The organism is Solidesulfovibrio sp. C21 (assembly GCF_047785625.1).
Taxonomy (GTDB): domain Bacteria; phylum Desulfobacterota; class Desulfovibrionia; order Desulfovibrionales; family Desulfovibrionaceae; genus Solidesulfovibrio.
Window position 1 is genome coordinate 1 of sequence record NZ_JBLODY010000063.1, and the last position, 24,363, is coordinate 24,363.

The window sequence follows — 24,363 nt, forward strand, 5'->3', positions numbered from 1 at the left end:
ACCCTTTTTTGTAAAAAAGGGTTCCCTCCCCCGGACCCCCACCCTCCCCAAAAACTTTTCACGGGGACAGGTGTGACTACCGATTCCCTTTGAAAGTTTTTGAAGAGGGTCCAGGGGGAAACTTTTTTCAAAAAGTTTCCCCCTGGCCGCCGGAGGCATTAAAAAAAGGAGCGACCATGCTTGCCATTTTGGACTACAAGGCCGGCAACCAGACCAGCGTGCGCCGCGCGCTGGACCACCTGGGCATCCCTTGCCGCATCACCGCAGATCCTTCGGTCATAGCCGATGCGGCGGGCATCATCTTCCCGGGTGTGGGCGCGGCCGGCCAGGCCATGCACGAGCTGACCTCGACGGGCCTGGACAAACTTTTGGCCGAACAGGTGGCCGCCGGCAAACCGCTGCTCGGCATCTGCGTGGGCTGTCAGATCCTGCTCGACTACAGCCCGGAAAACGACACCAAGGCGCTTGGCATCGTGCCCGGCGCGTGCGCCATGTTCAGCCCGTCGCTCACCGACGAAAACGGGCTGCCCATCCGCATTCCGCATATGGGCTGGAACAAGGTGGCGCTTTCCCGGCCCTGCGAACTCTTCGACGGCATCGACCAGGAATCGGAATTCTACTTCGTGCACAGCTATTATCCCGTGCCGGAAGCCGGGTACGTCCTCGGCGTCACGGAATACGGTCTGCCCTTCTGCTCGGTGCACGGCCGGAAAGGCCTTTGGGCGGTGCAGTTTCACCCGGAAAAAAGCGGCCGTCCGGGACTCCATCTGCTGCGCAATTTCGCCGCCTACTGCCAGGAGGCTTAACCCATGCTCTCCAAACGCGTCATTCCCTGCCTCGACGTTCGCGACGGCAAGCTCACAAAGGGCATCAAGTTCAAAGGCAACGTGGACATCGGTGACCCGGTGGAAACCGCCCGCCTCTACTACGAGGCCGGGGCCGACGAACTGGTCTTCTACGACATCACGGCTTCGAGCGAAGGCCGGGGCATCATGCTCGACGTCGTGGACAAGGTAGCCAGCCAGATATTTATCCCCTTCTCCGTGGGCGGCGGCATCTCCACGGTGGAGGACATGCGCGCGGTGCTTCTGGCCGGCGCGGAAAAAATCTCGGTCAACTCGGCGGCCGTCAAAAACCCCGACATCATCAGCCAGGGCGCGGCCGCCTTCGGCTCCCAATGCGTGGTGGTCGGCATGGACGTCAAACAGGTGCCGGTCTCCGAAAAAATCCCCTCGGGCTACGAGATCGTCATTCACGGCGGCCGCAAACCCATGGGCCTCGACGCCATCGCCTGGGCCAGGAAAGTGGAATCCCTCGGCGCCGGCGAAATCTGCTGCAACTCCATCGACGCCGACGGCGCCAAGACCGGCTACGAGCTGAACCTCACCCGCCTTATCGCCGAGGCCGTCACCATCCCGGTCATCGCTTCCGGCGGCGCGGGAAATCCCGACCACATGGCCGACGCCGTGACCAAAGGCAAAGCCACCGCCGCGCTCATCGCCTCCATCGTCCACTACGGCGAATACACGATCAAGGAATGCAAGGACCGCATGGCCGCCCGCGGCGTGAAGGTCCGGCAGGTGTGGTAGGACAAGTATAAGGGGAAAAGACAGCGGCCAGGGGCAAAGCCCCTGGCCGCCGGAAGCAAACTCAGTCGACGGGATACGGGCGGCCGGCGGGCCAGTCGGGCGAGACGTAGGTCCCGGACTTGCCGCCGGATTTGAAAAGCAGCTTGATTTCGCCGAGCACGATGTCCTTCTGCACGGCCTTGCACATGTCGTAGATGGTCAGCGCCGCCACGGATGCGGCGGTGAGCGCTTCCATTTCCACGCCTGTTTCGGCCGTGGTGGAGGCTTCGGCTTCGATGCGCACGATGCAGGCGGCTGCGTCCACGGTGAAGCGGACGTCGGCAAAGGCCAGGGGCAGTGGATGGCACAGGGGGATGAGGTCGGCGGTACGCTTGGCGGCCAGGATGCCGGCGATCTTGGCCGTGGCCAGGGCGTCGCCCTTGGGCAGGGCGGCGTCGGAAAGCAGATGCATGGTTTCGGGGGAAAGGCGGACCTCGCCGCCGGCGATGGCTAGGCGACGGGTCTTGGACTTGGCCCCGACATCCACCATGCGGGTGCGGCCTTCGGCGTCGATATGGGTGAAGCCTTCGCTCATGGGCAAGCCTGGTTCAATCCTCGAAAAAATGTTTTCGTAAAAAATACCGGCGTATTTGTAACGTGACGCGCTTCTAGTCGAACTTGGGGACCTTGACCTTGTAGTCGATGCGCTTGGCTGCCGTAGCGTCCGCCTTGGCCTTGTCCTTGTCGCCGAACTTGGCGTAGAGCATGGCCCGGTTCCCGTAGGCTTCGGCCATTTTGGGGTCGATCTCGATGGCCTTGGAGTAATCGGCCAGGGCCTGATCGGTCTCGTTTTTGGCCTCGTGGCACATGCCGCGCAGGTTGTAGACGCTGGCCAGATTGTTCGTTTCCACGGCCTGCCCCGAAGCGCCGCCGTCGATGATATGGCTAAAGGCCGTGATGGCTTCGTCCATGTGCCCGGCCCGGGCCGCGGTCACACCGTCACGATAGTCCTCGGTGGGGTCGGCCAGGGCCGTACCGCCCATCAGCAACGCACCGATAAGGGCCAGCGGCGAAAACCGGGAGAGAAATCCACCCATTGTCAGTTCCCCATGGCCTCCTTGGCCTTTTTGAAGAAATCCTTGACCTTTTTCATGGGCTTTTGCTCGTCGAGCTTCTCGAATTCGCGCAAAAGTTCTTCCTGTTTCTTGGTCAGGCTCTTCGGGGTAACGACGGTCACCTCGACGAGCAGGTCGCCCTTACGGCTGGTGCCGGGCACGGGCAGTCCCAGCCCGCGCAGGGAAAAGACCTCGCCGCTCTGGGTGCCTTTGGGGATGTCCATGGTCTCGTAGCCGTCAAGGGTCGGCACCTCGATCTTGTGGCCAAGCGCGGCCTGGACGAAGCTGATCTCGGTGCGCAACACCAGATTCTGGCCTTCGCGCTCGAAAATCTTGTCTGGCTCGACGTGCAGGATGACGTACAGGTCGCCCGGAGGCCCCCCGTGCATGCCCAACTCGCCCTCGCCGCGAAGGCGTAGCCGGCTGCCGTCGTCCACGCCCGCCGGCACGCGCACCTTGAGTTCTCGGACTTCCCGTGTGTATCCCTTGCCCTTGCACTGCCGGCACGGCGAGGTAATCACCTTGCCCTCGCCCCGGCAGATCGGGCAGGTCACGGCGATGCGGAAAAAGCCCTGGCTCTGGACCACCTGTCCCGTGCCGCCGCACTGCTTGCAGGTCTCGGCCGAGGTGCCGGGTTCGGCCCCGGTGCCGCCACAGGTCTGGCATTCGACGTTTTTGGGGATTTTGAGGGTGACCTCGGAGCCCTTGGCCGCGTCGCGGAAGGTCACGGTCAGGTCATAGCGCAGGTCGTTGCCGGCCTGGGGTCTGGGGCCGCGCGCGGAACGGCCGCCGCCAAACCCGAAAAACTCCCCGAAGATGTCGGAAAAGGCGCTGAAGACATCGTCGGTCGAGCCGAAACCGCCAAACCCGTTGCCGCCGAGCCCTTCATGGCCGAAGCGGTCGTAACGGGCCCTGGTCTCGGCGTTGCGCAACACCTCGTAGGCCTCGGCCGCTTCCTTGAACTTGGACTCGGCCTCGGGATCGTCGGGGTTGCGGTCGGGGTGGAACTTGAAGGCCATCTGGCGATAGGCCTTCTTGATGCTCTCATCATCGGCGTCTCGTTCAACGCCGAGCACTTCGTAATAATCCCGGGGCATTGTTTCCAGCTATTCGGTTTCAGGCAGCGTCACGCCGGCCTCATGGATGGGTTCGGCCGGCAACACCTCGCCGGCGGCAATCTCCCGAAGGGCGGTGACGATTTCCTTGTTTTTACACTCGATCAGCGGCTCGTAGCCTTCCCGGTACTGATGCACCCGTTTAATGGCCATCTGTACGATGAGAAAGCGGTTGTTGATCTTTTCCAGGCAATCTTCAACTGTGATGCGCGCCATGCGGTTCTCCTTGCTTGATGGTCGGGACGCCGCCTTGGCCGGCGCGGACTGTCCCCTTGGTAAGACGTATTCACGCCCAGTCAAGAGGGAGGGTCCGGCCGAAGTTGTGCGCCCGGCTCATAGCATCCAACGCGAAACCGTAGTTTATATTCCAGAACCGGCAACCGCGTCAAGGGCGATATTCGTCTCCGGGCTCGCCAGATAGCGCACGGCCAAAATGGTGATGTCGTCGGACTGGGGCGCGGCCCCGGCAAAGGCGCGTACCGCCGCGAACAAGGCGTCCACCACGTATTTCGGTCCGCGGTGGCGTTCGAACCGGCAGGCTCGAAACAGCCGTTCCTCCCCGAAAAGCGCATCCGACACGTCCATGGCCTCGGTCACGCCGTCGGTATAGAGCACCAGCGAATCCCCGGCGGAGAGGGTCAGCGTGCCGGTGCGGTAGGGGTAGCCCGGCATGGCCCCGAGCACCAGGCCCCCGCCCCGTGGCAGGAATCCCACACTGTCCGCCAGCCCCCTGTCGCGCAGGACAAGCGGCGGGTTGTGCCCGGCATTGGCGTAGCGCACCACGCCCGTGCGCACGTCGAGCACGGCGCAAAAGGCGGTGACGAACAGCCCGGAATCATTGCCGGCGGCCAGCTTGTCGTTGACCTTGGCCGCCACTTCCGCCGGGTCGCGCTCGGGCCGGGCATAGGCCTTGAAAAGTGTCATGGTGACGGCCATGACCAGCGAGGCCGGCACCCCCTTGCCCGAGACATCGCCGATGACCAGGAAAATATGGTTCTCATCCAGGGCATAATAATCGTAGAAATCCCCCCCGACTTCCTTGGCCGAATCGAGAACCGCAAAAAGTTCGAGTTCCGGGCGCTCGGGAAAGGCCGGGAAGATCCTCGGCACGATGCCCATTTGAATGTCCCGGGCCACGCGCAACTCGCCCTCGATGGCCTCTTTGATGCGGCGGGTGTCGCGGGCCTTGAGCTCGTTGCGCACGATGTACACGAAAACCGCCATGCCGGCGGCATTGGACACGAGCATGGGGATGGTGGCCGCGCGCACCACGATCATGGCCGTGTCATAGGGCTGGCCAAGGACCAGTCCGGCCAGCATGTGGAAGCCCTCGATGGCCAGGGCCAGGACCACGGCCTGTCCGGTGGTGGGCAGTTTGCCGTGCAGGCGCAGGTGGACGAGCCCACCGACGAACCCGGCCACCACGGTGGACAGCGTACAGCCGTAGCAGGTGGGACCGCCCAGGGTGAAGCGATGGGCCCCGCCGATGAGACCGGCCCCGAGCCCGGCCATGGGGCCGGCCAAAAGCCCGGCCAGCGCCGGGCCGAGGTCGCGGATATTGATGACCGACCCGAGCAAGGGGATGCCGGAGAGTGTGCCGTAGATGGAAAAAAGCCCGAAAACGACCATGACCACGAGCAGGTCGCGCGGCTTCGGCCGGCCATCGAGCACGGCGGCGAAAAGCCTCGTCCTGGTCAGCACATAGGCCAGAACCATGATGACGCTGACGCTTTGCAGCAGACTGATAAGGATGGTGACGTCGGACTCCATCGCCCCCCCCCCGGCCGTTAATAGGCCAGCTTGCCAAGCGACTTGAGAATGAGGGTCGCGCCCATGGCGAACATGCCCATCAGTCCCATGCCACAGGAAAATCCCGCCAAAAGCACCGGCGCGTACTGCCGCCATTTCTTCCCGTAACGCTTGAGGAAATAATAGCGGCCGAGAAGCGCCCCCACGACTTCGAGGATCAGGCCGTGGGGCACGCTTTGCCCCAGGCCCCGCACGATGCCGTAGACGAGCAGTACCGGCAACCCGAAGATCATGAGCAGGAGATAGGTGACAAGACCAAGGCCAAGCCCGGCGGTCACATACCAGCCGTTTAACGCCTGAAAAAAGAGCGAATTGCCCTCCAGAGTCGAGGTCTGCATGAGCAGGGTGTTAAGCGCCTGGAGATGCCACAATTCCTGGGCATAGGGGTAGCTTGCCGAGGGGATCGGCGCAAGCTGCCAGATGAACTGCGAAAAGAGCAGGCTTGCCACCATGACCACGGGAAAGACCACGATTTCGGCCTTGATGATGCCGCGAAGGCTGGTGCCGGTCAGCTCGATCTCGCGGAAATCGACCGTGGCCTTGCCATAGTTGTGGATGGGGATGGGCGCGTACCAGATCTCGATGCCGTGGTAGCCGAAAAAGCGGGCCCCGGCGATGAAGCTCGCCTCGCGCACCAGCGGCAGGCTCACGAACTGGCCGGCCACGCCCTCCATGCGGGCGGTGATATAGGAGATGACCGGGGTGTAGATGAAACCGTAGAGCACGAAGAAAAGCCAGGGAAACTGGGGCACCAGAAACAGGCACATACCGATGTAGGACAGGGTCGAAAAGACGTAGATGCCGATGGACACCCAGAAGTTGATGTCGCCGCGCGCCTTGTTGGTGGAAAAAAGCGCCTTGTAGGCCGCGCCGCCGATGCCGCCCTTGCGCAACGACTTGGCCACCTGCCACACGCCGATGACGCCGATGGCCAGGCCAAGCCCGATGCCGAACGACATGTAAAAGTCGAAATTGTTGGCGAAAACCGTTTCCACCGTGCCCATGCCCTCCCGCCAGCGATGCAGGATGCCGTGGTGGTAGAGGATGGGGTTGCCCACGAAGGTAATAAGCAGCCCGACCAGTCCGCCGATGACCGCCCAAAACGGCAGCACCATACCGGTGAAGACCAGCCCCAGGTCGAACTGTATGCCCGTGGCCACGGCCGGCAACCACTGCTCGGTGTTGCGGGTGAAATCGGCCCAGGGAATGGGGATCAGGCGCACGGGTTCGGTGAATATGAGCCCCGAGGCGACCGGGAACAGCACATAGACCGCGCCGAAGGCCAGGCCGATCATGCCGCCTATGGAAAAGACCCGCCACTTCCAGCCCGTCTTGCGGTCCTCGGTGGATTCGGCCAGGGCCATGGTGCCGAGCGCGCCGACCGGGGCCATGGGAAACGGCAGTTTTTCGACGTCCGAGGTGATGCGGTAGAGCGCATAGCCCAGGCCGAAGTGGTCGATGCGCTGGATGATCTGCGAGCCGACCAGGAGCAATATGGGCATCAGCCAGTCGCGGTGGAAAAAGGTGCGGGCGGCCAGGGACGGCGAATCCGGCCCCGGAGCCACCCAGGCCGGGATAAGATCGGTCAGTCCCAGCATCTTGGCCGCGTCGGACTGCACGAGGTACTGGTTCCAGAGCAGGCCGTGGAAGGGCGAGGCCATGGCCGCGCCGGCCATATAATACAGCAGGAAAATCTCCTGCTGCTTGAGTTCGGTGTAGGCGCGCTTGGCGATCTCGGCAAAGAGGATGATGGTGACCCAGCGCGCGGCCGGGCCGATGCCGGTGCCGATGACGAGCTGCAAATACATGCTGCCCGGCATCATGAGGAAGCCGATGAAGACCGCCCCGATAATGGTCTTCCAGTCGAAGCCTTCCTCGAAATGCGTCGGGGTCGGGAGCAGGTCCCTGTATTCGGCCAGTTCCTTATCGTCGTACATCAGTGAGTCCTAACATTTTTACATTGAAAGGACTGTGCGAGAGGGGAAACCCTTTAAAAAGGGTTCTCCCCTCTCGCGCTCTCCCCTTCCTAAATTTTCTCATGATGATAGACAGCCATACCGCATTCCTACAGGGATACGTTTGAAAACATCCCTTAGTTCGGCAAAACCAAATAACTTTGTCCGGTCCAGAGTCCGATAATGGCGAAGATGCCGCCCATCAGGAAATCGCCCAGTATCAAGCCTATAAAAAGCAGCCGCACCCGCTTCATGAGCGCGATGCCGCCATAGCGAAGCGTCAGGTGGTTGCACAACCAGCCCAGGAAAAAGGAAAACCACATGATGCGCATGGCCGAGGAATACATGGTCAGGTAGCCAAGGGGATGGATGGGCCACCAGTAGAAGCGCTGGTAGGCGATGACCAGGGCGAACATCACCGCCGCGCCCATGAGCGTAAAGCCGATGGTGGTGGTGTTGGGCCTGGCCGGGGCCTCGATCAGGCGCTGCACGTTTTCATAGACCGTGGTCACGGTCTGGGTCTCCCAGTCCACCTGCAAGTCGCGAAGCCCGTATTTGTGGCACACGGCCAGCATGGCGGCAAACGATATGCCGACGGCCAGGGCCAGGGCCACGACGATGCCGGCCAGATAGAGATACTTGGGCCGCCTGCCCTCCCCCACCTTGGCCGCGTGGAAAAGCGACGGCAAAAGCGACTCGCGCAGGTCGACGAACAGCACCTTCTGCATGACCGCGGCCATGAGCAGCCCCATGTGGCTGAAAATTCCGGAGCCGCCAAAAGCCAGCAGCCCGTCGGTCGGCGCGGCGGTCAGGGTGAAGTAGGCGATGCCGCCCTGGCAGATGATGCGGCTGGCCACCAGCATGACCATGAAAAAGGCCCCGAAAAGAAGCACCGCCTGGCCAAGCGGCATCCCGAAGGACACGCTCCAGGCCACGAGCGCCCCGCCGCCGAGAAAAAGGCCCCACAAGGAAAGCGGCGCACCCACCCACTCGGCCGCGTCCGTGCCGCCAAAACGGAAACGAAGCGCGTTTTTGGCCGTAAGCCACAAATGCTCCCGCCCAAGCCAGACCAGAAAGAGGAAAAAGACGCCATACGCCCCGATCATCTGGGTTTCCTCGGGCATGGTCAGCGTCGGGCCGAAGGTGACGCCAAGGGCCGCGGACGGCACCTGCTGGCCGATGATGTCAAGGAAGCCGTAGAAAAGCCCGCCGAGCAGGAAAAACACCCAGAAGCTCAGGGAAATCTGGCGGGCGGTCAGGTAGGCGAAGCCGATAAACGCCGGATAGAAGTAGATCTTGAGCTTGGTGAAGCCGGAAAAAAGCCCTGTTTTGGGAAAATACGGCCCGGCCAGGATAAGCGTCGGAATTTGGGGCACCGAGGGATCGTAAAATCCGATGCCGTTTATGGTGTGCAAAAGGACGCTTACAAGGAGCCCGGCCAGCAGGAAACGGTCGGTCAAAAAGGCGGCCAGTCCCCCGGAGTCCACGGCCCCGGTCAGGGCCTCGGGCACGCGCAGCAGCGGAAAATTCATGCGCTCGTTGGAAATCCACTGCCGGGAAAAGAGGTTGGCCAGACACAGCATCACGAAAAAGCACAGCCCGATAAAAACGCCCCAGGTGGCGATGGGACCGGCCCAGGCCTTCCAGGGAATGGCGGCCAGCACCTGGGTCCAGCTCATGGTGTAGCCGCCGGCCAGACCGTTATAGAGCGTCTCCACGGTCTTGTCGTCGCCCGGATACCAGCCGGCGGGCAGAAGCGGTCGCAGCACCGTGTTCCACTGGTTGCCGGCCGAGGCGAAATGGAGCGGCGCGGTCAGGTTGATGAAAAAGGTGCGCGCAAGGCCGGTGTGGGCCACGCCCGACACCACGACCATGAGCATCCACACGATCATGAGGTCGGTGCCGGTCAGCACGGCCTTGCCGCGAAAAAGCCGGCCAAGCACCGCCGCCAGAACGGTGAGCCAGGCCAGCACGAAAAACGGGGCCAGGGGGAAATGGCCGCCACCCAGGGGCGTTGCGCCGTAATAGAGGTTATTGAGCGGCGTGACGGCGCATACGCCAAGGCCCAGGACCAGCCCCAGGACAACAGCCCGCGCGCGTATCGCCCCGGCCGCTTTCACGCCCCCTCCTTGGAGTTGGCCGCCCGGCGCAACTGTGCCCGAAACTGCGTGAACACCTTGTCCTCATAAGATGTGCGCACCGATTCCTCCAGGGAGCGCCACACGAGCAGCTGCTTGCGCAAATCGTTGACAAAACCCTTGTTGAGCCGCTTCCACATGCCCGCCTCGCCAGCCAGCCGCGACAACTCGACGTCGATTTCCAAATACCCCGGCGTATCGGTGGACGGGACGAAAAGAATGGTCACCTCCTGCTTGATGCCGAAATCAAAGGGCGCGAGCCACACCGTGCCGGTCAGGCTCATGCAGGAGGAAAGCTCCCAAAAGGCCGCATGATGCTCCCGGGGATGCGGCGACGCGCCCGGGACCTCCCAGGGGCAATCGAACAGACAGTGCACGTCGGCCGTGGCGAAGAGCCCGTGGGAAACGTCCTGGTGGGTCTGGTAGTAATCGAAGAGAAACCCGCCGGCGCACTCCTGCTCGCGCACACGCACCAGAAACGGCAGCCGGGTTCGGATAATTCCGTCCACGGGAGTGGGCAGGGTCCAGGAGCGGTTGACGTCGGGGATGGCGATCTGGCCGGCCACGCGGGAGGGATAGATGACCGAGAGCAGCACCACGCCGATGACCAGCCCCATAGCCGCCACCCCGGCCATGGAGGAATAGTTGGCGGTCATGCCGGCCCAAAGGGGCGTGCCCGAAAGCAGCCCGGCGCAGACCTGGGCCAGCAGGTACCCCAGCACCACACTGATGACGGCAAAGGCCAGGGCCTCGGCGATAAAGAGAAAGGAGACATGGGACGGGGCCAGGCCCACGGCGGTATAGACCCCGATTTCGCGTTTGCGCTCAAAGACCGCCCCGATCATGGTATTGAGCACGATGAGAACGGAAATGACCAGCGGGATAAGGATGTTGGGCACCCCGGCATAGCCCAGGGAATCGCCGGCATGGTAGAGGTAGACGCCGCCGTCCTGACCGGAAAAAACCGTCAGCCCGAATCGGTCGGCCAGTTTCATGGCCAGGGCGGAACCGTCATCGGCCTGGGTCTTGGCCAGAGCCAGAACGGCGTTTCGCGGCGCGACCAGGATGGACTTGAGCTGCCCGCCAAGGCCCATGAGCGTATCGTAGGGGATGATGGCGGTCAGGTCGTCATCCACATGCTGGTAACGGCTTTGCATGGTCCTGACGTCATCGCCCGATTCGGCGGCCTCCTTTTCGGCTTCGGACACCTCGACCGAGGCCTCGGAGGGATAGACCACCGGGGTCAGCGATTCGCCGTCCAGGTCCACGCGCGTATCCAGGGCGTTCCTGTCGAAAAGGCCGGCCACGGTAAAGGGGCGTCCGAAAAGCGTCACCGTGTCGCCCGGGCCGACGCCAAGACGCGCGGCCATGGGCACGGGCAGGATAATGGCGTCGCGCTGTCCCGGCTCGAACCACCGCCCCGCCGTCAAGACGCCGCGCATCCGCCCGGCCTGCCCTTCGGCCGGGGACAGGCCGATGAGCCCCTGGACCGTTTCGACAGCCTTGCCGGTACGGATGGAAGTGGCCGGGGAAAGGGTCTTTTCCGGCAGCTCCAGCCAGGCCAGGGGCGCGACGACATCATCCCGGCCATAGGCGTCGCGCACCACGGAGAGGGCCTCCGGGGGGAGCGACCGCCAGCCCACGTTTTTGAGCAGCACGCCGTGATACGGGGCGTGCTCGGCATAAAGGACCGCACCCTCGTCCCGGGTGGATTTGACGCTGGTAAAACTCATGATGGTAAAGGTCAGGATGACCAGCGTCAGGCAGGTGAGCGCGGTGCGGACCTTGCGGCGGCGCAGGTTGCTCACCCCGATCACGAAGGCGGCGGCAAAGGCGCGCATGCCGCCTATTTCCGGCGAGCTGGCATGGGAGGCCCGGCGTTGCAGGGAGGTCATCTCGCGCTCGAAGCGCATGAAGATGATAAGCCCCACCATGACCGACAGGCCAAGGATGAAAAAGGCCAGAATGACGACCAACGGGCTGTAGGTCAGGGCAAAAGCCGGGTGCACCTGATAGACCACGGCGATGACGGCGGCCAGGATGGCCAGAAACGCGGCGATACGCTTGTGGATGTCGGCGTAGTTGAAGACCACCCGCTCCACGCAGTAGGCGAAGGGAATGAAAAGCGCGATATAGAAGAGGACGCCCAGCAGCACGTCGCGCTGGGTCTTTTCCACATCGTTGTAGACGCGGACGGCAAGTCCCCAGCTGGCCCGGGCATCGGCGATCATGGCGTCGTAGCGCCTGTCCCTGCCGGCGGCCACGGCCTTGTCGTAAAGGTTTCGCCCCTTGGCCTCCAGCTCGCGGATGCGTTCGCTGACCACGCCGTGGTTCTCGAGATTCTTGACGCGTGGGCCGAGCAGCTCCCACATATCCCTGGCCCCGAGCATTTCGGTCGCGGGCAAAAGCGGCCAGGAGTCGATCAGGTAGCCGGAGCCGGTGGGGTTTTGGGGGCTGGCGTTTAGAAGGATCAGCTTGCGGGCCAGAACGGTGTCGGACAGGATGCATTTGAAGGGCGTGCCCGGCTCGAGGAAGATGGAAAGCAAGGTGGAATCGAGGGTGTCCAGACGGCTGAACCACATGCGTAGCGGCGGCGCCTCGCGCCTGGCGTCCAGCAGGTCGATGCGGGTGAAATAGCGAAACGAACGCGGATCGAAGGCCGAAAAAAGCGTCGTCTGCTCGCAGGCGAACATGATCAGATCGGTCTCCATGGCGTTGCGGTTCATCTTGACCCGATACGCCTCCTTGCCGGTCTGCTTTTTGTCGATGGCCCACATGGCCGCGCCGGTGTCCGGATCGAAGCGGAAGCCCTCGATGACGGCCTTGTCCAGGACGTATTTCTTGTTGGCCAACCCGCTGACCAGAAAGCCGCCCCGGGTGTCGGTCATGGCGTAAAACCGCGTCTTGCCCTGGTAGACGCAAAGGACGGTGTCCGGAGCCGGCCGTTCGGGGAACAGTTCGCCCTGGCGGATGAAGTTGACCCGGCCGGTGAGCGTGGAAAAGACGTTTCGCGGCCGTTTGTCGCCAACGGCGAAATCCGGGGCGGCCATGGCCGCGACCGTGTCCGTGACGAAGCGCGACTGGCGCGCGAGCGAAGCCTCGTCGACGCGGCCCGGCGTATCCCCGGGCGTCCCCCAGGCCAGGCGCGCGTCGCCGACGGTGGCCAGCGTCACGCCGAGCACGCCGGCGATATTGCCGATCTCGCCGCCAAGGGGCGGCCGGTCGGGCAACAGCCCCTGCCAGGGCTGTTCGCGGTCGTCGCGCATGCCGTCGCGATAGTAGTCGGCCGGGAGCGCCTGAACCTTGGCCGCGGCGGCCGCCGCCTTGGCCAGGGAACGGTTGATGCGGCCGTAGGCCTGGGTGGGCTTGACCCCGGGCTTGACCTCGAAGGCGAACCCCTGGGCAAAGCTGCCCACACCCTCGCCATGGCTGGACAGATAGAGCGAAACCTGGGCCAGGATGTCCTTTTCGCCGACCAGCCGCCGCAACGCCCGGGCGCTGGCCACGCACCCCGCTTCGGTTTCGGCCGAAGCCATGCCGACGCCAAGCCGCTCCCGGGTGGCGGGGATCAGGGCGAGCATGGAAGCCGCCTCGGCCTCGGTCAGCCCGGAATATTCCTCGCGCCACAAAAGCTTGCGCAATCCGGCCCGCTTTTTTGCCAAAGCGTCGATGGCCGCCGCGTCCTTCTGCCCCGGCGCCAGGCGCAGGCGCATAAGCTGCGTGCTTAAGCCGTCCACCTCGTCTTTGAGGGTCTCGAGCAAGGCCTTGTACACCCTTGTGCGATCCTCGCCGGCCTCGTCCTTGGCCGTTGTCCCGGGCTTTGGCGCGATGGAGGTCAACGCGGCCGGGCCGGCCTGTTCCAAGGCGGCAAGAGCCGCCAGCGTGGCCTTGTCTTCCTTAATGGAATGCTTGAGGTCCTTGAGCCTGCCGCGCAGATATTTGCCCTTGGTCCGCAGGGCGGCATAAAATTCCCGCAGCCCGACCAAGGCCTGGGCATGGCCGGAGGTGGCCACGAGCAGGGTCGGCCGGGCCGGCGGCGCGGCGGCCAGGGTTCTGGCCAGACGCAAAAGCGTCGCCACGGAGCCGGCTTCGTCCGCGCCCGGGGCATGGCCCGGGGCGAAAGCGGCGGCATCGTAGGGAGCCTCGACCACGAGCAGTTCGCCGGCAAGGGACGGGTCCGTGCCGGGGAAAAGCAGCATGACGTCATGGGCCACGGCCGGACGCCAGACGGCCTGGCCGGCAAGGGTCGCCACCGGCCCGGCCGGATCGCCGGTCAGCTTCGTATAATCCCCGAACAGCTCCCGGGCCGTGGCGGCGGATAACAGAAAGCGTGGAAACCGCACCGGGGTCAGCTCGAATTTGTCCTTGAACATGCCGGCATCGGCCGGATCGTCGGCGGGGCTGTCGTCGACATAGACCACGGCCCTGGCGTCGAGCTGGGCGGCGGCCTGCCAGTTGCGGCCCGAATCAAGATCCATGAGCACGATGGCCCCGGCCGGAATCTTGCCGTCGAAATCGCGGTAGGCCCCCTTGCCGGCGTAAAGAACGGGGCCGGTCAGGCCGTGTGGCGGCACGGTCCCGGGGGACAGGGCATTGAGCGCCAAGGGGGCGATGGGGGCTTGCCCACCGCCGGCAACGGCCAGCGAGACCGGGGAATGGGCCACCACGGGCAGGCGGTAGGCCAGCCGCTCCACTTCGCCGACGCCAAGGCCCTTGAAAAAGGCCTCCAGGGCGTCGGCCGCGAGCGCGCAGCCGGCCGAACCCGTTTCGCGATCGCCAAGCCCGGCCAGGGCGAGGGTGACGCCGCGTTCCAGGGAACCGCCATCTAGCGGCGCGGCAAGCCAGGCCCCGGCCATGGCTGCGGCGCGCGGATCGGCCTTGGCGAGCTTCCGGGCCGGTCTGGCCCAGGCGTTTGCGACGACACACAGCAGGCACACGACAAGCGCCGCCCGGACGGCCAGCCGCCCGACTGCCCGGCTTTTTTGCGATAGGGCCTGCGCCATGGCCCCTCAGTCCTCTCTGGTCCCGATGGTTCCCACGGAAATATTGAGCTGGTCGCGTTCCTCGATCTTGTCGATACGGCCGTCGCGAATCCAGACAACCCGGTCGGAAACATTGAGCATCTTGTAGTCGTGGGTGGCCGAGATGACCGTAACGCCCCGCTCGCTGCTCAGGCGCTTCAAAAGTGCGATGATCTCTTCGCCGGTGGTGAGGTCCAGGTTGCCGGTGGGTTCGTCGGCCAGGATGATGGACGGGGTGTTGGCCAGGGACCGGGCGATGGCCACCCGCTGCTGCTGGCCGCCGGAAAGCTCCTGGGGCCTGTGGGCGTGGCGATCGCGAAGCCCCACCAGTCCCAAAAGCTCCAGGCCCTTTTCCGTGGCCTCGTCCTGGGGCACGCCGGCAAAGGTCATGGGCAGGGTGACGTTTTCCAGCGCCGTCATGACCTGGATGAGGTTGAAGGTCTGGAAGATGTAGCCGATCTTGCGGTTTCGAAGCCAGGCCAGCTCGTAGGCGTCGAGCTGGGCGATATCCACCTCGTCGATGAACACCTTGCCGGAGCTCGGCTTGTCCAGGCCGCCGATCATGTTGAAAAGCGTGGACTTGCCCGAGCCCGAGGGCCCCATGATGGACAGGTATTCGCCGGCCCGTATGGTCAGGTCCACGCCGCGAAGGGCCGTGACCTCCTGGGCGCCCATGGTGAAGGTCTTGGCCACCCCGGCCACGCGGACGATATTGTGCGCCTCGGCCATGCCGCGCCGTCTCCCGATTTCTGCTAGGTCCGGAAACCGCGTCCGAACGTCATTCCTGGGCCCGCATGGCCTCGACGGGCCGCATCCGGGCGGCCACGATGGCCGGGTACACCACGCCAAGAAGGCTCAGGCCCGCGCCCACCGCGATGGACACGGCAAGGACCCGGCCAAGGCCGGCCACGGAGGTCGCCGCCGTCCCGGACAGGCCGTAGCGGACAAGGCCCACCAAAAGCGCGCCCAGGATGCCGACCAATGCGCCGACAAACGAGCCGGCCAGCCCCTGCATGCCGGCTTCGAGCAAAAAAAGCCGCAGGATGAAGCGGTCAAGCGCGCCCAGGCACTTCATGGTGCCGATTTCCCGGAACCGCTCGGTCACGGCCATGAGCTGGGCGTTGACGATGCCCACCGTGCACACCAGAAGCGACAGCATGACGATCCAGCGCTCCTTGGGGCTGGCCCCGAGGCTCTCGGCCTCGGCGGCGGCCAGGGCCGGCGGCGGCGCCACGGCGGGCAGGTCATAGCCGGCGTCGATGAGCGCGGCGCGAAAGCCGGGTTTTCCGGCGCGCAACATGCCGGAAGCAATCTCGGAGCCGGTAAGGATGAAGCTTAAAAAGGCCACGGCCAAAACGAGGCTCACTACCGTGACCATGGAACGCAAAAAACGGACGCGGATGTTTTTAACGCTTATTTCGAGCGCCTTGCGAAACGGCAACACGACCTGTCTGGCGATCTTCGCCCGACCGGGCGCAAGGGAAGAGGAAATACCGTGCGTGTGCCGCATCGACCGTCCATGGGCGGGCAAGGCCGGCCCGTTCCTGTTTTTTCCCGAAATACAAAAAGGTTAATTTCGATTCTTGACAGAAAGCCGGAGCGTTGCCAAGGCCATCAAGTGTCGTGCGGGTGACGGCACCTTTATTTTTTGGTGCGCTTTTTGGGAATCTCGATGCCGTATTTCTGGATTTTGTAGTTGAGCGCCCGGCGGCTGACGCCGAGAAGCGGCGCGGCGGCCTTCTGGACCCAGTTGGCCTGCTCCAGGGCCCGCACGATGGCCGCCTTCTCGCTGGCGTCGAGCGACAGCGGCTCCTCGCCTTCGGCCGGACGGCGCGGCCCCTTGCCGGCGAGCGGCAGTTGGAGATCTTCCGAGGCGAGCACCCCGTCCGTGCACAGGACCACGCCGGCCTCCAGGGCGTTTCGCAACTGGCGCACGTTGCCCGGCCAGGGATAGGCGGTCAGGTAGGCCATGGTCTCGGCCGGCACGGTCACGATCGGCATGCCCTGGGCGGCGCAGAACTGGCGGATGAAATGCTCGGCCAGGACGGGGATGTCCTCGCGCCGCTCCCGCAGCGCCGGCACATTGATGGTCACCACCTTGAGGCGATACAGCAGGTCCTCACGAAAAACGCCCTGGGAGACCTGCTCGAAAATGTCGGCGTTGGTGGCGGCGATGACCCGGCAGTCCACCTGGATTTCCCGCACGTCGCCGATGCGGCGTATCCTGTGGTTTTCCAGAAACCGCAGCAGCCGCAGCTGCATCTCGTTGGAGATGTTGCCGATTTCGTCAAGGAAAAGCGTCCCTTTGTCGGCCTGCTCGATGAGCCCCTTCTTGTCCTTGACGGCATGGGTGAACGAGCCCTTGACGTGGCCGAAAAGCTCGGATTCAAGCAGCCCAGCCGGCGTGGAGCCGCAGTCGACCGTCACCAGCGGCCCGGTCTTGCGCAGGCTCCTGCGGTGAATGCAGTTGGCGACAAGCTCCTTGCCGGTGCCGGACTCGCCAAGCACGAGCACGTTGACGTCGCGGGAGGCCACACGCTCGATAAGCGCGGCCAGATCGCGCATGGCCGTACTTTTGCCCACGAGCCCGGACTCGGCCATGGCCGACGGCAGCGGGTTCTCGCCGCCTCCGAACTTGGCGAAGACCTCGGCCACGCGCGAAAGCAGCTCCTGGCCGTCAAAGGGCTTGGTCAGGTAATCCACGGCCCCGTGCTTGATGGCCTCGACCGCGCCGGGAATACTGCCGTGGGCGGTGAGAAAGATGATGGGGAGTCTCAGGCCCCGGCGCACCATCTCTTCCTGGAGGCGCATGCCGTCCATGCCGGGCATGCGGATATCGGAGATGAGCAGACGCACGGGCCGCGAGGAAAGTATCTCCAGGGCCTCGGCCCCGTCCTGGGCCGTGACCACGTCGTAACCGGCCGAGACCAGGCGGACCTCCAGCACCTCCAGGATATGGGGGTCGTCATCCACGGCCAGGATGATCTTGCGCGGTTCCGGGGCATTTTTCATTGGCATTGCGTGCTCGCGGCCACGGCGGCGGGCATCAGAAATTGCTCAGGCCCTTTTTCTTTTCCTGAATCTGCTGGTGGATGGTTTCCAGGGCCCGGACCTGCTGCTGGAGGCTCTTGCGCACCTGGGCCTCGCGGTCGGCCAGCTTCTTGGCGCATTCCTTGTCCAGGGCGGCCTTTTGCTCCTTGAGCGCGGAGGCCGGTCGCAGCGTATGCAGGGCCGGCAGCAGAAATCGCAGGTCCTCGCCGCTGCCGCCGGGAGGCGAGGCCTTGGCCCAGGCGTCGAGCAGATCGAGGGCCGCGGCGTACTCGGTGTCGTTGGCGGCCTGGGCCAGCCGGACCGCCCCCAACGCGAACTGGGAACGCAGGCGCACGGTCCGATCCGTTTCGACCGTGCACGCCTCGCGCCACAGGGCCATGGCATAGCGCAGTTTGCCTTCGTCGTAGGCGCACACCCCCTGGTCATACAGGGTATTGTGATCGGGTTCGCAGGCCGGGGAGGTGGACGCCGCATGAGCCGTCGCTATCGGCGGCGCCGGGGCGACGGAAACGGGTGGCTTCTTGGCGCAGCCGACGGCGGCGCAAAACACCAGGGTGCAAAGCGCGCAAGCGAGGTTCTTTCCGAACAGGGAAGTCGCGTGGTGGACCATATCAGCTTGTTGTCCCCTCGACAGGGATTGTAAAGTAAAACGTGCAGCCTTTGCCGGACAGGCTCGACAGCCAGATGTTGCCGCCGTGGGCTTCGACGATGGTCTTGGCGATGGACAGGCCAAGCCCGATGCCGTCGGTCGTGCGCTTGGTGCGCGCGCCCCGGTAATATTTACTGAAGACGTGGGGCTGTTCCTCTTCGGGAATGCCCGGGCCTTCGTCCGTTATGCTCAAAAGGAGCTTGTGGCCGCCGTCGGCCATCTCCAGCCCCACCAGCACCGTGCGCTCGGGCGGCGAAAACTTCACCGCGTTGCCGATCAGGTTGTAAAGCGCCTGTCCCAAAAGCTCCCGATCGCCGATCACGGACACGATGTCGCGGCCTACGCGCGCCGTCAAGCGGATGTGCTTGGCTTCCGCCGCCGGCGCGGCTTTTTCCAGGGTTTCCCGGACCAGTTCCTCGGGATTGAAGGTCGCCGGCGACAGATCCACGATTTGCGAGGCCATGCTCGAGACCTTGAGCAGGCTCGTCAGCATGACGGAAATGCGTTGGAGCTCGTCGCTGGCGATGTCGAGAAAGCGTTTCTGGCGCTCGTTGACGTCGCCGAGCACCCGTTCGCGCATGAGGTTGACCGATTCGCGGATGGACGTCAGCGGCGTCCGGATCTCGTGGCTGACCATGTCGATGAAGTCCGTGCGCATGCGCTCTTCTTCCTTGAGGCGCACGGTCATATCGTTAAAGGCCGCCCCGAGTTCGCCCAGCTCGTCCCTGGACAACACGCGGATGGGCTCGAGACGCCCGTCGCGGGTGTAGGCCCGAATGCCCCGACGCAGCTCACGCAGGGAACGGCTCAAGGAATAGGTGAGGTACAGGATGCCGAGCAGTCCCACGGCGATGGAGATGGCAAGGCCGGTGACGCCGCGATTGGACGCCACCTCGCCGATGCGGAAAAGCTCCCGCATGCCCGATTCCAGCACCCGCTCGTTGTCCTGCCGGGCGCTGACCACGATGCGCATCCATTTGTTGAGCTTCTCCTGGTCGATCCAGGGCTCGCCGGCCAGTTCCTTGCCCTGGGCCAGGTCGGGGAATGCCTCGCGGAACTCGGCATGCAGCTCCTCCCAGGCGGAAAAGCCCTCGTAGCGAAACCACAGGATGCTCCAGATGGCATTCTTGTACTCGTTGAGCGCATTGAGAAAGTTTTTCTTGTATTCGTCGGAATGCAGGATCTCGTACTTCTTCTGGTTCTCTTCCATGGCCAGCAGACTGTCGACCAGCCGCTGGGAGATACTTAAGACCTCGATGCGGACCTTGACGATGTCCCGGGAGATGTTGACGGATTCCTTGATGTAGATCAGCAGCGTGGAGGTGGTGAAATAGGCCACGACCATGATCCCGATATAGACCGCCAGCAGCTTGAAGAGGATGCCGTATTGCTTGATGGGTCTGCGGTAGAGATACATGGCGGTGGGGGGCGGCGGCAGGGCGGGGTGCGCGTGGCAAGGGGATGCGGGGAAAACCCTGTCCCGATGTTATTTGGCGGCGAAAAGTTCCTGCTCGAGGGTATGGGGGCGGCGGATGTTGGTCAGCACCAGCCGCTGGCTGCTCGAGGCGGTGAGAATGACCTTGCCGTAGCCGAGAAGTCCGCCGAAAAGCCCCGGCTCGCACTTGACCGACTCGACCTTGCCGATGTCCAGGGAAAAGGAGCCAAACAGGGCGTCGTCACACACAAGCCGCCGGTCCGTGACCCCCACCCGCAGCGTGAAAAAGGAGAAAAGCCGCACCAGGGCGAGAAGCGTGAAGAGGATGAAAAAGACGTAGCGTACGAGCCAGACCGCCACGGTGATGATCTTGGGCAGGAATTTTTCAAGTTCGTCGGGGACCTTGAATTGGGCCAGGGATAGCAGGGTCGGGCCGCTCGACCAGATGACGAGCGCCACCACGAAAAGCAGCACGGCCTTGGCCAGCACAACCCAGTGCTTGCCGGTCCGGTACAGAATTTCCTCTCCCTCGAAAACGAGGCCGTTTAGACTCATGGCTTCCCTACCCCCAAGGCGACATATCCGCCCCGGCCGCCGGCGACGCGACCATGGGCAGTGCGAGGGATTATCCGAAAATGGCGTCCAAGGCAAAGCCTTCCTCGGGCTCACCCCGCAAGCGACGCCACAGCCAGCCCCCAGGCGGCGCAAAACGCCCCGGCCGCCGCCAGACCGAAAAGCGTCTGAGCGGCCGGACCAGGCCGTCCCCCGTGCCGCAGCGCCCATCCGGCAACAAGTCCCAGGACCGCCCCGGAGGCAAAACCGAACAGATGGCCGGCCAGATCCACCGCGCCGGTATCCTCGGAGCCGGCCCCGAGCATGGCGAGCAACATCAGCACCGCGCCGGCCGCGACGAAGCGACGCACCGAGAGCCTGGGATGCGGGGGGCAGGCCAGCCGCATGCCGCCAAGGGCCCCCAGCGCCCCGAAAACCGCTGTCGAAGCGCCCAGAAAATAGAGCCCCGGTCCCTGGATGCAGACCTTGAGCACATTGCCGCCGATCCCGGCCGCAACCGTCAGGGCGAGTCCCAGCCCCAGCCCCGTCTCCCGGCACAGAAAGCTCAAAAAAAGCGCGGCGCAGGCGACATTGCCGAAAAGATGGGCCGGATCGGCGTGCAGACACAGGGCCGTTGCGGCGCGCCACCACTGGCCGGCCAGCATGGCCGCAGTATTGCCGCCGCCGATCTCCTTCCAAGGGATGCGCCGGCCAAAAAGCGTGGCATCGCCAAGCAAAAGGCCCCAAAACCCCGCCGTCACGCCCATGACGGCCAAAACGGGCCAGGTCGCCGAAGGCCGCGACGGCTCCGCTTCGGGATCGGGCAACACGACGTTTTCCCGCTCGTCCAGATAGGCCCGGATTTCGGCCAGGGCCTCCTCGGCCCGGCGACGGGGCACGTAAAGCCGCCAGACCCCGTCCTGGCGCCTCAGCGTATGGGGAATGCCGCGCGCGGTCAGCACGTACGTCCAGTCCCTGGCCCGGATTTCCGTGACCGGCCAGCCGTTTTCGGTCGGCAGATCGGCAGTGAGGTCGCGCAGGCCCGGGCGCGGCCACAGAAGCGGCCGCCGGGGAGAAGGCAACGCCCCATCGGCCATGGGCTTGCGGGGAACGCCGCCTCTCATGACCGGCCGCCACGGGAAAAACGCCGCAAAGGAAAAAGGATCATACCCGGCGTCCTATACGACAAACCGGCGACAATTCGCAATGCGGCGCCCTCGCGGCCCCTTTGCCCCTTGCCGCCGCATCCGCCCGTTTGATAAAGCCACGACCATGAACCAGGAACGCCGGATTTTCTACTCCGCCTTTTTGCTCATCATACTGGCCGCCGCCTTGTACTTGGCGTATATCGTGTTGCGGCCCTTTCTCGATATCCTGATCATCGGCGTGGTCCTGTCGGCGCTTTTCCGGCCGGTGCATCGCCGCATCGACGCCCTTTGCGGCAAACGGCCCACGGTGTCGGCGCTTGTCACCACGGGCCTCATCTTCACCTGCCTCATCATTCCGGTCTTTTTCTTCCTGGGCGCGCTCGTGACCCAGGGGGTTCAGTCGGTCAACGCCCTGCAGGCCCATCTTTCCACGATGGACTTCAACGCGTTTTTCACCCACGAGGCCGTGGCGCCCTATCTGGACTGGGTACAGAAGCATATGCCGCTCCTGGACGTGAAGAAACTGGCGCTTCGGGCCGATCTGCTGTCCATCTCCAAGAATGCCGGCCAGATTCTGCTCAACAGCGGCACGACCATCATCGGCAACGTCTTCGTCCTGACGATGAACTTCGTCATCCTCATCTTCGTGCTGTTTTTCCTGATCCGCGACGGCGAGGCCATGCTCGCGCGGGTGCGCTACCTGCTCCCCCTGTCCACGGACCAGGAGGACCGGATTTTCCGCCAGCTCGACGACGTGGCCAAGTCGGTCATCCTCGGCGCGTTCCTCATCGCCCTGGCCCAGGGGGCGGCCGGCGGCCTCGGGCTCTTCATCGTCGGCATCCAGCCTTTTTTCTGGGGCTGCATGATGGGGTTCGCCTCGCTTATCCCGGTGGTCGGCACGGCCATCATCTGGCTGCCCGTATCCGTGTACCTCATCGTGACCGGCCAGTGGCAATGGGGCGTTTTTCTCATCGCCTGGGGCGCGTTGGTGGTCTCCAGCATCGATTCGATCATCCGGCCGATCCTCATGCGCAACCGGTCCAAGATGTCCACTTTCTGGGTGTTTCTGGCCATTATCGGCGGCATCAAGTTCTTCGGGGCGCTCGGCATCCTCTACGGCCCGCTGGTGCTGGGGTTCGCCATGGTGATGCTGTCGCTTTACGCCGAGGATTACAGCCACGTGCTCAACGACCGCAACCTGGGCAACGCGTGCGGATCGACCCCACCGCTCAACTCCAAATAAAAAGCCCCCCTTTCGGAGGGCTCGATCGCCGCTTCCGGGCGGCCCCAGACGGACCACCCCGTCCTCAGACGGGACACTCCACACCCTTGGTCGACCCGGGGCCGGCCAGAGGCCGAAAACACTTCTTCCCCGCGCCGCAGACCGGGCATTTCCAATCGTCCGGCAAATCCTCGAACCTGGTTCCGGCCGGGATCTTGCCCTTGCGATCGCCCTTGTCGGGATTGTAAATGTAGCCGCAATTGGTGGTCTGGCACTGCCACATTTCTTCCGGCGCAGCCATGGGGTGCTCCTTTAGAAGATAGGATGATGCGAGAGGGGAAACCCTTTACAAAGGGTTCTCCCCTCTCGCGCTCTCCCCTTCCTAAACTTTCCAATAGATTACACAGACCACAACCTTCTATCGAAAGTCTTGGGAAAGGGGGTCCGGGGGGAAACCTTTCTACAGAAAGGTTTCCCCCCGGTTCTTCCTCAGTCGACCTTGAAAAAAGCCTTGGCCAGGGCCTGGCAGACCGGGCACTTGTCCGGCACGGAGCCGGCAACGGTGTAGCCGCACACGGAGCAGACGTACCAGTCCTGATCCGGGAAGCCGGCCACGTCCTTGGCCGCGTCGGCGTACAGCTTGGCATGCACTTCCTCGACGGCGTTGGCGAAGGTAAAGCCGCGTTCGGCAGCCTTGTTGCCCTCGGCCTTGGCGTCCTCGATCATGCCCGGATACATGCTCTTGAACTCATGGGTTTCGCCGGCAATGGCGTCCTTCAGATTGGCGGCAGTGTCGCCGATGCCGTCCATGTTGCGCAGATGGGTGTGGGCGTGGACGGTTTCGGCGGCGGCAGCGGCCTTGAACAGCTTGGCCACGCCGATATGCCCTTCCTTCTCGGCCTGGGCGGCGTAGGCGAGGTACTTGCGGTTGGCCTGGGATTCGCCGGCAAAAGCTTCCTTGAGATCTTCGAGGGTCTTACTCATCGTTACGTTCTCCTTTTAGAGGATTCGGTTTTGACAGGTTGCATCTGGCACAGACACTTGCGGCACACGCCGCGCACCAGCACCTGGGCATCACGCGCCTGCCCCCAATCGGCAACCGACTCGGGCAGGTCGTCCAGCCCGGCGCCGGGCATGGAAAAATCCTCGATGGACCCGCAGCACAAGCACACCAGGTGGTGATGCGGCGTCACATCGCCGTCGAAGCGCCCCTCCTCCCCCCTGCCCGGGACCCGCGTCACCAGCCCGCGCGCCTCGAACGAAGCCAGGGTCCGGTAGACGGTGTCGAGGGATATGGCCGGGGCCTCGACGCGCACCCGCCGCCACACCGTCTCGGCCGACGGATGGTCCTTGGCCTCCGCCATGGCCTTGTATACCAGATATCTCTGGTTGGTAAACTTCAGGCCGCTTTTGGCGAAGAGTTGCTTGAGGGTTTCGATCGACATAGTTTTTATTCCTAGTTGCTGTTGATTCCTATTTAGAGAATCCACCCTGACCCGTCAAGACGTTTTTTTGAGGGGAAGCAGGGGAATGGGCGGGGGGAACCCCTTTTTTGGAAAAAGGGGTTCCCCCCGCCCATTCCCCT

General features: G+C 63.9%; 21 protein-coding genes. 3 read left to right on the forward strand and 18 right to left on the reverse strand.

Going from position 1 to position 24,363, the window contains the following annotated elements; translation table 11 throughout:
* Window positions 1-176: 176 nt before the first annotated feature.
* Both hisH and hisF read left to right on the forward strand, forming a co-directional pair.
* A complete protein-coding gene (hisH, locus tag ACMZ6R_RS15860) occupies window positions 177-806 on the forward strand; it encodes an imidazole glycerol phosphate synthase subunit HisH (RefSeq protein WP_416113207.1) in 630 nt (209 codons plus the stop codon).
* A 3-nt stretch (window positions 807-809) separates the two neighbouring features.
* Entirely contained in the window at window positions 810-1,589 is a 780-nt protein-coding gene (gene hisF, locus ACMZ6R_RS15865) for an imidazole glycerol phosphate synthase subunit HisF (RefSeq protein ID WP_416113209.1), read from the forward strand.
* 61 nt (window positions 1,590-1,650) lie between these two features.
* Here hisF and moaC read toward each other — a convergent pair whose 3' ends face one another.
* The 15 genes from moaC to ACMZ6R_RS15940 all read right to left on the reverse strand — a co-directional run bounded on the left by moaC (window position 1,651) and on the right by ACMZ6R_RS15940 (window position 21,532).
* Window positions 1,651-2,163, reverse strand: a complete 513-nt coding sequence (gene moaC, locus ACMZ6R_RS15870) for a cyclic pyranopterin monophosphate synthase MoaC (protein WP_416113211.1) — start codon at window positions 2,161-2,163, stop codon at window positions 1,651-1,653.
* 73 nt (window positions 2,164-2,236) lie between these two features.
* The gene (locus ACMZ6R_RS15875; protein WP_416113213.1) at window positions 2,237-2,665 is read right to left on the reverse strand and encodes a tetratricopeptide repeat protein; all 429 of its coding nucleotides are present in this window, start codon (window positions 2,663-2,665) and stop codon (window positions 2,237-2,239) included.
* A 2-nt stretch (window positions 2,666-2,667) separates the two neighbouring features.
* Entirely contained in the window at window positions 2,668-3,780 is a 1,113-nt protein-coding gene (gene dnaJ, locus ACMZ6R_RS15880; RefSeq protein WP_416113215.1) for a molecular chaperone DnaJ, read from the reverse strand.
* A 9-nt stretch (window positions 3,781-3,789) separates the two neighbouring features.
* Complete coding sequence (gene rpoZ / locus ACMZ6R_RS15885; RefSeq protein ID WP_416113217.1) at window positions 3,790-4,014, reverse strand: DNA-directed RNA polymerase subunit omega; 225 nt, start codon at window positions 4,012-4,014, stop codon at window positions 3,790-3,792.
* A gap of 144 nt (window positions 4,015-4,158) precedes the next feature.
* Window positions 4,159-5,568 (reverse strand): PP2C family protein-serine/threonine phosphatase, encoded by a 1,410-nt coding sequence (locus ACMZ6R_RS15890; RefSeq protein WP_416113219.1) that lies wholly within the window; start codon window positions 5,566-5,568, stop codon window positions 4,159-4,161.
* Between the two features lie 17 nt (window positions 5,569-5,585).
* Window positions 5,586-7,544 (reverse strand): peptide transporter, encoded by a 1,959-nt coding sequence (locus ACMZ6R_RS15895; protein WP_416113221.1) that lies wholly within the window; start codon window positions 7,542-7,544, stop codon window positions 5,586-5,588.
* Window positions 7,545-7,699: 155 nt separating this feature from the next.
* Complete coding sequence (locus ACMZ6R_RS15900; RefSeq protein WP_416113223.1) at window positions 7,700-9,682, reverse strand: DUF6785 family protein; 1,983 nt, start codon at window positions 9,680-9,682, stop codon at window positions 7,700-7,702.
* Complete coding sequence (locus ACMZ6R_RS15905) at window positions 9,679-14,703, reverse strand: FtsX-like permease family protein (protein WP_416113225.1); 5,025 nt, start codon at window positions 14,701-14,703, stop codon at window positions 9,679-9,681. The genes ACMZ6R_RS15900 and ACMZ6R_RS15905 overlap by 4 nt, the downstream gene beginning before the upstream one ends.
* Window positions 14,704-14,709: 6 nt before the next feature.
* Window positions 14,710-15,450: an ABC transporter ATP-binding protein gene (locus ACMZ6R_RS15910; protein WP_416113227.1), complete on the reverse strand. Its 741-nt coding sequence runs from the start codon at window positions 15,448-15,450 to the stop codon at window positions 14,710-14,712.
* 49 nt (window positions 15,451-15,499) lie between these two features.
* Window positions 15,500-16,231 (reverse strand): ABC transporter permease, encoded by a 732-nt coding sequence (locus ACMZ6R_RS15915; protein ID WP_416113229.1) that lies wholly within the window; start codon window positions 16,229-16,231, stop codon window positions 15,500-15,502.
* 131 nt (window positions 16,232-16,362) lie between these two features.
* Complete coding sequence (locus ACMZ6R_RS15920; RefSeq protein WP_416113247.1) at window positions 16,363-17,733, reverse strand: sigma-54-dependent transcriptional regulator; 1,371 nt, start codon at window positions 17,731-17,733, stop codon at window positions 16,363-16,365.
* Window positions 17,734-17,767: 34 nt separating this feature from the next.
* Window positions 17,768-18,382, reverse strand: coding sequence for a hypothetical protein (locus tag ACMZ6R_RS15925; protein WP_416113231.1), 615 nt, complete (start codon window positions 18,380-18,382; stop codon window positions 17,768-17,770).
* Between the two features lies 1 nt (window position 18,383).
* The gene (locus ACMZ6R_RS15930) at window positions 18,384-19,838 is read right to left on the reverse strand and encodes an ATP-binding protein (RefSeq protein WP_416113233.1); all 1,455 of its coding nucleotides are present in this window, start codon (window positions 19,836-19,838) and stop codon (window positions 18,384-18,386) included.
* Between the two features lie 69 nt (window positions 19,839-19,907).
* Window positions 19,908-20,411 (reverse strand): PH domain-containing protein, encoded by a 504-nt coding sequence (locus ACMZ6R_RS15935; RefSeq protein WP_416113235.1) that lies wholly within the window; start codon window positions 20,409-20,411, stop codon window positions 19,908-19,910.
* A gap of 110 nt (window positions 20,412-20,521) precedes the next feature.
* The gene (locus tag ACMZ6R_RS15940; protein WP_416113237.1) at window positions 20,522-21,532 is read right to left on the reverse strand and encodes a rhomboid family intramembrane serine protease; all 1,011 of its coding nucleotides are present in this window, start codon (window positions 21,530-21,532) and stop codon (window positions 20,522-20,524) included.
* A 148-nt stretch (window positions 21,533-21,680) separates the two neighbouring features.
* Between ACMZ6R_RS15940 and ACMZ6R_RS15945 the strand changes: the two genes are divergently transcribed.
* Window positions 21,681-22,799, forward strand: a complete 1,119-nt coding sequence (locus tag ACMZ6R_RS15945) for an AI-2E family transporter (protein ID WP_416113239.1) — start codon at window positions 21,681-21,683, stop codon at window positions 22,797-22,799.
* Between the two features lie 64 nt (window positions 22,800-22,863).
* Here the strand turns inward: ACMZ6R_RS15945 and ACMZ6R_RS15950 are convergent, their stop codons facing one another.
* The 3 genes from ACMZ6R_RS15950 to ACMZ6R_RS15960 form a co-directional block, all read right to left on the reverse strand.
* Window positions 22,864-23,079 carry a rubredoxin gene (locus tag ACMZ6R_RS15950; protein WP_416113241.1) on the reverse strand — a complete coding sequence of 72 codons (216 nt, stop codon included), beginning with the start codon at window positions 23,077-23,079 and terminating at the stop codon, window positions 22,864-22,866.
* 188 nt (window positions 23,080-23,267) lie between these two features.
* Window positions 23,268-23,762 carry a rubrerythrin family protein gene (locus ACMZ6R_RS15955; protein ID WP_416113243.1) on the reverse strand — a complete coding sequence of 165 codons (495 nt, stop codon included), beginning with the start codon at window positions 23,760-23,762 and terminating at the stop codon, window positions 23,268-23,270.
* 2 nt (window positions 23,763-23,764) lie between these two features.
* On the reverse strand, window positions 23,765-24,223 hold the full coding sequence (locus ACMZ6R_RS15960) for a Fur family transcriptional regulator (protein WP_416113245.1): 459 nt from the start codon (window positions 24,221-24,223) through the stop codon (window positions 23,765-23,767).
* Window positions 24,224-24,363: the final 140 nt, after the last annotated feature.

Excerpts from the sequence above, each read along its gene's own strand:
- hisH (WP_416113207.1), top strand. The coding sequence starts at position 177 with ATGCTTGCCATTTTGGACTACAAGGCCGGCAACCAGACCAGCGTGCGC.
- hisF (WP_416113209.1), top strand. The coding sequence starts at position 810 with ATGCTCTCCAAACGCGTCATTCCCTGCCTCGACGTTCGCGACGGCAAG.
- moaC (WP_416113211.1), bottom strand. The coding sequence starts at position 2,163 with ATGAGCGAAGGCTTCACCCATATCGACGCCGAAGGCCGCACCCGCATG.
- ACMZ6R_RS15875 (WP_416113213.1), bottom strand. The coding sequence starts at position 2,665 with ATGGGTGGATTTCTCTCCCGGTTTTCGCCGCTGGCCCTTATCGGTGCG.
- dnaJ (WP_416113215.1), bottom strand. The coding sequence starts at position 3,780 with ATGCCCCGGGATTATTACGAAGTGCTCGGCGTTGAACGAGACGCCGAT.
- rpoZ (WP_416113217.1), bottom strand. The coding sequence starts at position 4,014 with ATGGCGCGCATCACAGTTGAAGATTGCCTGGAAAAGATCAACAACCGC.
- ACMZ6R_RS15890 (WP_416113219.1), bottom strand. The coding sequence starts at position 5,568 with ATGGAGTCCGACGTCACCATCCTTATCAGTCTGCTGCAAAGCGTCAGC.
- ACMZ6R_RS15895 (WP_416113221.1), bottom strand. The coding sequence starts at position 7,544 with ATGTACGACGATAAGGAACTGGCCGAATACAGGGACCTGCTCCCGACC.
- ACMZ6R_RS15905 (WP_416113225.1), bottom strand. The coding sequence starts at position 14,703 with ATGGCGCAGGCCCTATCGCAAAAAAGCCGGGCAGTCGGGCGGCTGGCC.
- ACMZ6R_RS15910 (WP_416113227.1), bottom strand. The coding sequence starts at position 15,450 with ATGGCCGAGGCGCACAATATCGTCCGCGTGGCCGGGGTGGCCAAGACC.
- ACMZ6R_RS15915 (WP_416113229.1), bottom strand. The coding sequence starts at position 16,231 with ATGCGGCACACGCACGGTATTTCCTCTTCCCTTGCGCCCGGTCGGGCG.
- ACMZ6R_RS15920 (WP_416113247.1), bottom strand. The coding sequence starts at position 17,733 with ATGAAAAATGCCCCGGAACCGCGCAAGATCATCCTGGCCGTGGATGAC.
- ACMZ6R_RS15925 (WP_416113231.1), bottom strand. The coding sequence starts at position 18,382 with ATGGTCCACCACGCGACTTCCCTGTTCGGAAAGAACCTCGCTTGCGCG.
- ACMZ6R_RS15930 (WP_416113233.1), bottom strand. The coding sequence starts at position 19,838 with ATGTATCTCTACCGCAGACCCATCAAGCAATACGGCATCCTCTTCAAG.
- ACMZ6R_RS15935 (WP_416113235.1), bottom strand. The coding sequence starts at position 20,411 with ATGAGTCTAAACGGCCTCGTTTTCGAGGGAGAGGAAATTCTGTACCGG.
- ACMZ6R_RS15940 (WP_416113237.1), bottom strand. The coding sequence starts at position 21,532 with ATGAGAGGCGGCGTTCCCCGCAAGCCCATGGCCGATGGGGCGTTGCCT.
- ACMZ6R_RS15945 (WP_416113239.1), top strand. The coding sequence starts at position 21,681 with ATGAACCAGGAACGCCGGATTTTCTACTCCGCCTTTTTGCTCATCATA.
- ACMZ6R_RS15950 (WP_416113241.1), bottom strand. The coding sequence starts at position 23,079 with ATGGCTGCGCCGGAAGAAATGTGGCAGTGCCAGACCACCAATTGCGGC.
- ACMZ6R_RS15955 (WP_416113243.1), bottom strand. The coding sequence starts at position 23,762 with ATGAGTAAGACCCTCGAAGATCTCAAGGAAGCTTTTGCCGGCGAATCC.
- ACMZ6R_RS15960 (WP_416113245.1), bottom strand. The coding sequence starts at position 24,223 with ATGTCGATCGAAACCCTCAAGCAACTCTTCGCCAAAAGCGGCCTGAAG.